Annotated in this window: 7 protein-coding genes; all 7 read left to right on the top strand. The window is 38.6% G+C overall.

From position 1 onward, the window contains the following. The first annotated feature begins 426 nt into the window (after positions 1-426). The 7 genes from IEW76_RS19455 (at position 427) to priA (ending at position 7,570) form a co-directional block, all read left to right on the top strand. Positions 427-1,719, top strand: coding sequence for an NCS2 family permease (locus IEW76_RS19455; protein WP_188656042.1), 1,293 nt, complete (start codon positions 427-429; stop codon positions 1,717-1,719). Positions 1,720-1,844: 125 nt separating this feature from the next. Further along, complete coding sequence (locus tag IEW76_RS19450) at positions 1,845-2,726, top strand: YicC/YloC family endoribonuclease (protein WP_188656041.1); 882 nt, start codon at positions 1,845-1,847, stop codon at positions 2,724-2,726. Positions 2,727-2,813: 87 nt separating this feature from the next. Next, entirely contained in the window at positions 2,814-3,077 is a 264-nt protein-coding gene (gene remA / locus IEW76_RS19445; protein ID WP_036778562.1) for an extracellular matrix/biofilm regulator RemA, read from the top strand. A gap of 10 nt (positions 3,078-3,087) precedes the next feature. Beyond that, positions 3,088-3,708 (top strand): guanylate kinase, encoded by a 621-nt coding sequence (gene gmk, locus IEW76_RS19440; protein WP_036778564.1) that lies wholly within the window; start codon positions 3,088-3,090, stop codon positions 3,706-3,708. Next, positions 3,705-3,905, top strand: coding sequence for a DNA-directed RNA polymerase subunit omega (gene rpoZ / locus IEW76_RS19435; protein WP_084599247.1), 201 nt, complete (start codon positions 3,705-3,707; stop codon positions 3,903-3,905). Before gmk ends, rpoZ begins: the two co-directional genes overlap by 4 nt. Positions 3,906-3,956: 51 nt before the next feature. Continuing rightward, positions 3,957-5,162, top strand: a complete 1,206-nt coding sequence (gene coaBC, locus IEW76_RS19430; RefSeq protein ID WP_188656040.1) for a bifunctional phosphopantothenoylcysteine decarboxylase/phosphopantothenate--cysteine ligase CoaBC — start codon at positions 3,957-3,959, stop codon at positions 5,160-5,162. Further along, entirely contained in the window at positions 5,159-7,570 is a 2,412-nt protein-coding gene (gene priA / locus IEW76_RS19425; RefSeq protein WP_188656039.1) for a primosomal protein N', read from the top strand. Before coaBC ends, priA begins: the two co-directional genes overlap by 4 nt. The last annotated feature ends 4 nt before the right edge of the window (positions 7,571-7,574 follow it).

Below are 7,574 nucleotides of genomic sequence, written 5' to 3'. Positions count from 1 at the left end.
ATGGGCAAATACAAGGAAGGGCTATTGGCGAATAGCCAATAGCCCAATACTAAATAAAACCCTAAACAATTCTTATTGGAATTGTCTAGGGCTTCGTAGTTTATCTCATCGATATAAATTTCTACGTTAAACTTAGGGAAACCGCCGAGTACGGGTCCGTACGCTCGGTGGTGTGAGAGGACGGAGGTTAGTCACCTCCTCCTACTCGATTTATTTATAGCAGGAATATGGTTACACTGTTATATTGGTAATTTACATTACAAGAATAATGGGAGGAACATTGAAGATTATAGATATTTAGTCGTAAATCTTCCTTTGCTAATAAATTTCTGAAACAAATTGTTATTTTGTATTGAAATATATCCTAAAAACGAATATTATTATCAATGTTTGTTATTATCATTCGTGAAAAGCAGGTGAAAGAAGTTGAATCGTTTTTTTAAATTACAAGAGAATCAAACGACAATCAAAACAGAAATCAACGCAGGAATTACAACATTCCTAACAATGGTTTATATTATATTTGTAAACCCGGTTATACTCGGAAATGCTGGAGTACCATCTGGACAAGTTTTTATGGCAACTATTATCTCAGCCCTTGTAGGTACTCTCCTTATGGCATTACTAGCTAACTATCCAATTGCTATAGCACCTGGAATGGGATTAAATGCTTACTTTGTTACAGTAGTAACGAAATATGGTTTATCTTATAGCATTGTGTTTGGAGCGGTTTTCATTGCTGGTGTGATCTTCCTTTTACTCAGTTTCACAAGTTTACGTGAGAAATTGATAGAAGCGATCCCGAACTCATTAAAGTTTGGTATTACATCAGGGATAGGCTTATTTATAGCATTTTTAGGTTTGCAATTTAGCGGAATTATTGTAGACGGAGGAGAAGCAGGGCTTTTAACACTTGGTGATCTTCAAGCCCCAAATACGCTTTTATCAATAGCAGGATTGTTTATTACGCTGATTTTAATGGCTCGTAATGTAAAGGGCGCTCTATTCTATGGAATTGTTATGACAGCGATCATTGCTTTCTTCACAGGTCAGCTAACGTTTAATGGTGTTGTTTCTATGCCGCCTGCTCCAGTTTTCTTTGAAATGAATATTGCGGGAGTGTTTACAGAAGGTCTTTATGCTGTTGTATTTGCTTTCTTATTGGTCACGATCTTTGATACTACAGGTACGCTTGTGGGAGTGGCTGAACAAGCTGGCTTCATGAAAGACGGCAAGTTACCTAAGGCTAAATCAGCTTTAATGGCAGATGCAATTGCGACAACGGTAGGTTCTACATTTGGCTCAAGTCCATCTACTGCATATGTAGAATCAACATCAGGCGTTGCAGCAGGCGGACGTACGGGTCTAACTTCTCTTGTTATAGCAGGGTTGTTTTTCCTTTCTATGTTCTTCTCTCCATTTATTCAAGCTATTTCTGGAGTATCAGCTATTACAGCACCAGTACTGATTATTGTAGGGTGTTTTATGATGGAAGGGTTATCTCGTGTTGATTGGAAGAGTTTCGACGAAGCATTTCCTAGTTTTATTATTATTTTAACGATGCCCCTTACTTCTAGTATTGCAACAGGAATTGCGATGGGCTTTATCACTTATCCATTACTAAAAGTAGTGAGTGGAAAAGGAAAAGAAGTTTCGTGGTTACTTTACGTATTCGGAATATTATTTGCTATTCAACTTGTGTTTTTCCCTGCTCACTAATAGTCGATTTTCATAGGAACTGCCCTTTAAAAGGGCAGTTTTTGTTTTGATGACGTACAAGTTCTTTTATCCTGACTGGGTTATGTTAAAATGGGTATAATCTTGTAATAATAGGTGTGATGGATATGGTTAAAAGCATGACTGGATATGGGAGAAGTAGTAAAACATTAGAGGATACAACGGTAACGGTGGAACTTAAATCTGTTAATCACCGATTTTTAGACATTGCTCCTAAAATGCCAAGGTCTCTCCTTTACCTTGAAGAAAAAGTAAAAAAAAGGTTGCAGCCATCTTTCACAAGAGGACGTTTAGAAGTGTTTATCACGGTTGAAGGAAAAGCGTTAACAAAACGTACTGTAAAAACGGACTGGGACCTGCTAGATCAATACATAACTCAACTTCGAGAAGCTAAGGCTCGATATGGACTGGTAGAAGAAATTTCGGTAAATGTCTTGACGAAGCTTGAAGATCTGTTTACTATTCAAGAGTTAGAGGAACACGAAGATCGTATGGAATCAATGATTCTTTCTTGTATAGATGAAGCGTGTGAGCACACCGTGTCTATGCGAGTGCAAGAAGGGGATGCATTACGTCAAGATTTAAAAAACCGTTTAGAAACGGTTGTTTCAATTGTGGATGATTTAAAAAGCCGAAGACCAATCGTTGTTGATGAAACAAGAGAGCGTATAAAAACGAAAATTGAGGAATATGCTCAAGCCGCCCTCCCTAATGAGGATTCACGACTCCTCCATGAAGTTGGTGTATTAGCTGAAAAAGGTGATATAGCAGAGGAAATTACTCGATTGTATAGTCACACAGATCAGTTTATTACAACGTTAGGGTTAAACGAATCCATTGGACGTAAGCTTGATTTTATTGTTCAAGAAATGAATAGGGAAACGAATACTATTGGCTCTAAATCAACTGATTCAAAAATTAGTGAATGGGTAGTATTATTAAAGAGCGAAATAGAAAAAATAAAAGAACAAGTACAAAATGTTGAATAATGATTGAGTTTATCATAAAATTTTTCATATAATTATAGTATTCATATACAATCTTGAATGGTTTTAGATGATGAAGGAGGAGCCACATTGAGCTTACGACTAATCAATATCGGGTTTGGTAACGTAGTTTCCGCAAATCGTATCATTTCCATCGTGTCACCAGAATCAGCACCAATAAAAAGGATTATAACCGTTGCTCGGGATAATAATAAATTGGTAGATGCTACATACGGCCGCAGGACGCGTGCGGTAATTATAACTGACAGCGATCATGTCGTTTTATCGGCTGTTCAACCTGAAACTGTAGGTGGACGTGTCACAAGTCATGACGATATGTCAGAAGAAGGGTAGGAGCTTTATTGTGATAGATGAGAAAGGGATTTTATTTATTTTGTCCGGTCCTTCCGGAGTTGGAAAGGGGACAGTAAGGAAGTCTCTTTTTGAAAAAGATACAGATCTTAGATACTCGATCTCTATGACGACACGAGACCCTCGTGAAGGAGAAGTAGATGGAGTTGATTATTTCTTTAAAAGCAAAGAGGAATTTGAAACACTAATTGAGAATAAAAAGTTGATTGAATATGCTCAATATGTGGGAAATTATTATGGAACACCAAAAGATTATGTTGAGCAACAATTAGAGTCAGGGAACGATGTTTTTCTTGAAATTGAAGTCCAAGGGGCTCTACAGGTAAAGGAAAACTTCCCTCAAGGTGTATTCGTCTTCTTGATCCCACCAAGCCTTGAAGAGCTTAAAGATCGTATTATTAGTCGTGGGACTGAAACAGAAGAATTAGTACGAAATCGTTTAGCAGCGGCTAAAGAGGAAATTGAAATGATGGATTACTATGACTATGTTGTTGTAAATGATCAAATTGACCGTGCGGTAGATACGGTTCAATCTATTGTCAGAAGCGAGCACTGTAAACGTGATCGTGTAGCAAAACAATATAAACAAGCATTGGAGCGTGATGAATCATGATGTTAGAACCATCCATTGATTCCCTAATGGAAACCATTAATTCTAAGTATACTCTAGTAACAATCTCTGCTCGCAGAGCTCGTCAAATGCAAGAGACGAACAAGTATTTAATTGATTCCTTTGACTCAAAAAAATACGTCGGTATTGCACTTGAAGAAATCAAAGAAGGCAAATTGCATTATAAACACGAAGAATAACAACCTTATCAAGGTTGTTATTTTTATGTAGATGGGAAGGATGGGATAATCATGCTTAAAGGAAAGAAAGTTGTCCTGGGTGTTTCAGGTGGGATTGCTGCTTATAAAGCCTGTGCATTAACAAGCAAACTTGTTCAAGCTGGAGCTGATGTTACTGTCATTATGACAACTAGTGCTCAAGAGTTTGTAACCCCACTAACGTTTCAAGCTTTATCACGAAACCCTGTGTATACAGATACATTTGATGAAAAAATTCCTGAACAAATATCACATATTGATGTAGCAGACTGGGCTGATTTGATTGTTCTTGCTCCTGCCACTGCAAACCTAATAGGTAAAGTGGCAAATGGAATTGCAGATGATATGCTGACAACGACACTATTAGCAAGTGAGGCCCCTGTTTATATAGCGCCTGCCATGAACGTGCATATGTATGCCCATCCTGCTGTGCAGGAGAACTTAAAAAGGCTAGAAGCTTATGGGTATCGATTCATAGAGCCTGGTGAAGGTTATTTGGCTTGTGGGTATGTAGGGAAGGGTCGATTAGAGGAACCTGAAACCATTGTTTCCGTGTTAGAGGAACAAGAGAGCCCCTTCCTTCCTCTAAAAGGAAAACGTGTGGTTGTTACCGCTGGACCCACTAGGGAAAGGGTTGATCCAGTTCGATTTTTTACGAACTTCTCAACCGGAAAAATGGGGTATGCTTTTGCTCGAAAAGCGAAAGAGCTAGGAGCTGAAGTTACACTTATATCAGGCCCTGTTTCCATTAGTGAGCCTTTAGGAGTTAAAGTCATTCAAACGGAGTCTGCTCATGACATGTATGAAGCGGTTATGAAAGAGCTCCCGCAATCAGATATTGTTATTAAAACAGCTGCTGTAGCAGATTACCGCCCCGCTACCCCTCTAGATCAAAAGATGAAGAAGAAAGAGGGTTCTTTATCGATCGAGATGGAGCGAACAACAGATATACTTGGTGAAATCGGCAAAGCTAAAACAAATCAGTTTGTTGTCGGATTTGCGGCTGAAACGACTGAACCAATTACGTATGCAAAGCAAAAACTTATAAAAAAGAATGCTAACGCAATCGTTGTGAATAATGTATCTGAAGCAGGTGCTGGTTTCGGGACTGATACAAATATTGTCACTTATATTAATGGAAGTGGTCTGGAATGGAATCTTCCACTTCAGTCTAAAGAAGATGTGGCTTATCAGATTCTTATACAAGTGGCAAATGAGTTGAAGGATGGTCATACGTGAATATCGCTCGAGTAATTGTGGATGTACCTACAAGCCAAACGAACAGACCATTTGATTATAAAATACCGGATTCATTAATAGGCGTTGTATCGCCTGGTATGAGAGTCATTATTCCATTTGGACCTCGTAAAATCATGGGTTTTGTATTAGAAGTGACAGATCAAACAAGTTTTACTCGCTTAAAAAAAATTCAAGACGTAATGGATTTGACTCCTGTCTTAACACCTGAGCTTATTCAACTAGGAAGGTGGATCTCAGAAACTACGCTTTGTTTTTACGTTTCTGCCTATCAGGCTATGTTACCTCAACTACTCAAGGCAAAGTATGAGAAAGAGCTGTGGTTACTTGCTGAACATGAAGATTTAACAGAAGACCTAGACAGGATGTTCGCTGGACGGGGTGTGATCCCTTATGAGGAAATTGAATCTTCTTCTATGTCCTACTCTCAAATTCAAAAACACATTCATGAAGGGATCGTGGAGGTTCAATATAAAGTGAAAGGGAAGGAAACGAAGAAAAAAGAGACCTATATCGTTCCGAATATCCCTTCTCATCGCTTAGAAGAAATCTATCATGACACGCCCAAACAGGCTAAGAAACAACGTTTGATTCTTGCCTATTTTATTGAATATCCAGATGAAATTTTACAGAAAAAATTATTAGAAGAACTTAAAACGACAAGAGCATCCTTAAAACCATTACTTGATAAAGAAATTTTAAAAACTGTGTATAAAGAAGTATACCGGGACCCTTATCAGCAACGAGAATATGAGCGTACCACACCATTTCCGTTAACAGAAGAACAACAAGAGGCGATCGAACCTATTCTTGCTTCTATCGAAGAGAAGCGACATGTTCCTTTCCTTCTTCATGGTGTAACCGGAAGTGGTAAAACGGAAGTATATCTCCAGTCTATCCAACAAGTACTTGATGATGGAAGGGAAGCTATTGTGCTAGTACCTGAAATTGCACTCACACCACAAATGGTAGAGCGATTTAAAGGACGCTTTGGCTCAAGGGTCGCTGTATTACATAGTGCTCTATCTGCAGGAGAGAAGTTTGACGAATGGAGAAAGATTCAACGAAAGGAAGTACAGGTAGTAGTTGGTGCGCGTTCAGCTATCTTTGCTCCTTTTGAGAATATTGGTATTATCATCATTGATGAAGAACATGAATCTAGTTATAAACAAGAAGACTACCCAAGGTACCATGCAAGAGACGTAGCCATTGAGCGTGGAGAATACCATCAATGTCCTGTTGTCCTTGGTAGTGCAACTCCAACACTCGAGTCTTTTGCAAGAGCTCAGAAGGATGTCTATAAGCTTCTTACGTTAAAAAAACGAATGAACAATGCAAGTATGCCTGAAGTTGAACTTGTTGATATGAGAAAGGAACTTCATGCAGGGAATAGATCTATGTTTTCTATACAACTTCGAGAGAAAATTGAAGATCGTATTCAAAAAGGTGAACAAGTTGTTTTGTTCCTGAATAGAAGAGGTTACTCAACTTTCGTCATGTGTCGTGATTGTGGTGAAGTGAAAGAATGTCCTCATTGCGATATTGCCTTGACCTATCATCGTAAAGCAGAACGATTAAAGTGTCACTATTGTTCTCATGAGGAACCAATGCCTACTACTTGTCCAAGTTGTGAGAGCGACACAATTCGTTACTTCGGTACAGGGACTCAGAAGGTGGAAGAGTCACTGAATCAACTTATACCAGAGGCAAGAATCATACGAATGGATGTAGATACCACGCGTCGAAAAGGGGCACACGAGAGATTATTAACGAAGTTTGCAGAGAAGGAAGCGGATATATTACTTGGGACACAAATGATTGCCAAAGGGCTCGATTTTGGGAATGTTACCCTTGTTGGTGTTTTAGCAGCAGATTCATTGTTGCACCTGCCTGATTTTCGGTCATCTGAGAAGACGTTTCAGTTATTAACTCAAGTTAGTGGACGTGCTGGTAGGCATACATTGCCAGGTGAAGTTATTGTACAGAGTTATACTCCTGAACATTACAGCATTGAGATGGCAAGTCAGTACGATTTCGAGTCGTTTTATAAGAAAGAGATGAAGATGCGGAAAACATTTCGATACCCTCCGTATTACTTTTTAACATTACTCACTGTTTCCCATCCAAATCATTTGTACACAATGGATGTTACGCAGAAAATAGTTCAGTTTTTACGTGATCATCTTTCAGACCAAACGATTATTTTAGGACCTACACCATCACCGCTAACCCGGATCAAAGATAGATATCGGTATCAATGCATGATAAAATACAGAAATGAACCAACATTACACAAGGTCATGAATCGACTATTTCAAATATATGAGGACGCTATTCAACAAAAGGATTTGCAGCTCACGATCGATTTTCAACCGTACCAGCTAATGTAAGAAA

It is taken from the genome of Pontibacillus salipaludis, assembly GCF_014642405.1.
In the GTDB taxonomy this organism is placed as follows: Bacteria; Bacillota; Bacilli; order Bacillales; family BH030062; genus Pontibacillus; species Pontibacillus salipaludis.
The sequence above is the reverse complement of the archived record's forward strand: the minus strand, read 5'-3'. Positions and strand labels throughout refer to the sequence as shown.

What these genes read in the sequence shown, in the direction of transcription:
- rpoZ (WP_084599247.1), top strand. Translation starts at nt 3,705, where the DNA reads ATGATGTTAGAACCATCCATTGATTCCCTAATGGAAACCATTAATTCT.
- IEW76_RS19450 (WP_188656041.1), top strand. Translation starts at nt 1,845, where the DNA reads ATGGTTAAAAGCATGACTGGATATGGGAGAAGTAGTAAAACATTAGAG.
- coaBC (WP_188656040.1), top strand. Translation starts at nt 3,957, where the DNA reads ATGCTTAAAGGAAAGAAAGTTGTCCTGGGTGTTTCAGGTGGGATTGCT.